Source organism: Photorhabdus sp. CRCIA-P01 (assembly GCF_003545805.1).
In the GTDB taxonomy this organism is placed as follows: domain Bacteria; phylum Pseudomonadota; class Gammaproteobacteria; order Enterobacterales; family Enterobacteriaceae; genus Photorhabdus; species Photorhabdus antumapuensis.
Map to the genome: position 1 here is coordinate 1 of NZ_NMQR01000180.1, position 1,229 is coordinate 1,229.

Here is a 1,229-nt window from a genome sequence, read left to right on the forward strand (position 1 = left end):
ATCTACCCTTTGGGTAGATGTCCTTTCGTTGAAAGACAATACTAATGCTTTATTTTCTTTTCAGGAAAATAAAGTGTTGTTTGAAAAAGGAACTAAAGATGCTTTTAACTTTATGTTAGGAATGATTTCTCCAGAGTTGATAGGACAAGATGAGCCTGAAAATTTTGAGCAATCTTACCAATATCAAGCATCAACAGAAAATATTAATGATGCTGGTTTTATTGTTTTTGCTGTTTCTCATGGTGATATGGTTAGGATACTCGGCGCTAAGTATAGTGAATTAAAACAAGACGAACATGGGAATGGTTTTTGGGAAACGATCACTAATCCTGATATCAGAGAGGCTATTCTTTATAAGAGTGAAGTTAATGAAATAATTTCAAAAGCATTTGAATATTATTCAACCATTTAATTCGCAGCCTTTTAACAGTATCAAAGCAAAATGGCTTATCAGGCTCAAAAATCGCGTCGGGGTGTTGTGAGTCAGGCATCAAATCGCGCTGGGAAAAACGGGTTGTAACTGACTGAGTACGCAGGGAAAATCGGCGTTCGGCGGTCAACTTCGCAATGGAATGCGTTGTTGTCGATAATAATCACTTAAGCGTTGATCAGAATCGCTCGAGAAGTGAGGAACTGGTCAACTGTCAGGGAGATAGTAGTTGCCGTACGACTGTCAGGGATAAGTATCGCCAAGAATACGATAAGGTTCAGGCACGAATAACAAGCTGTACCGGTGCAGAGCAATGTGTCGCGGTTGCCAAAGAGCTGCGGGCATTACAGGGTGATTACAGTGCCCGGATGAGCGAAATTCAGGAAAAAGCCAGAATGCAGGGACTGGATTCCCTCACGCCGGCAGAAGTGCGGGAATGGGCTGATTTACGGGGTGCGATGTCAAATATTGATGCCTCCCGCAATTTAGTGCTCCATCGTGCCCAAGTCACCGGCGGCTCAGAAGAGACCACCCAGGAAATCGTGAAGATTATGGGGCAGACGGGGATTGCGGCGTCTGCGGGAGTGGCCGGAGGGATCAGTAAAGCTGGAGCAAAAGGCCGCGGGGATGTCGGAAAAGGCAAACAACCATATCAACCGAATCAGGGGGCTGTAGGGAATATGAATGAATTCTTTAAACAGAAAGGATTTGGTAACCAAGCGAAAGGAAACTCACAAAAAACTAGTAAGATTTACCAAGGACAGAGTGTCTACAAAGCATCAAATGATATAAGTGATAA

Annotated in this window: 2 protein-coding genes; both read left to right on the plus strand. The window is 43.4% G+C overall.

All coding sequences use genetic code 11. The features are described from left to right. A partial coding sequence (locus D3222_RS24670) for an immunity 42 family protein (protein WP_118988361.1) occupies positions 1–412 on the plus strand: 412 nt, incomplete at its 5' end. 155 nt (positions 413–567) lie between these two features. Further along, the coding region (locus tag D3222_RS24675) for a hemolysin BL-binding protein (protein ID WP_232832680.1) at positions 568–1,229 on the plus strand (662 nt) is incomplete at its 3' end.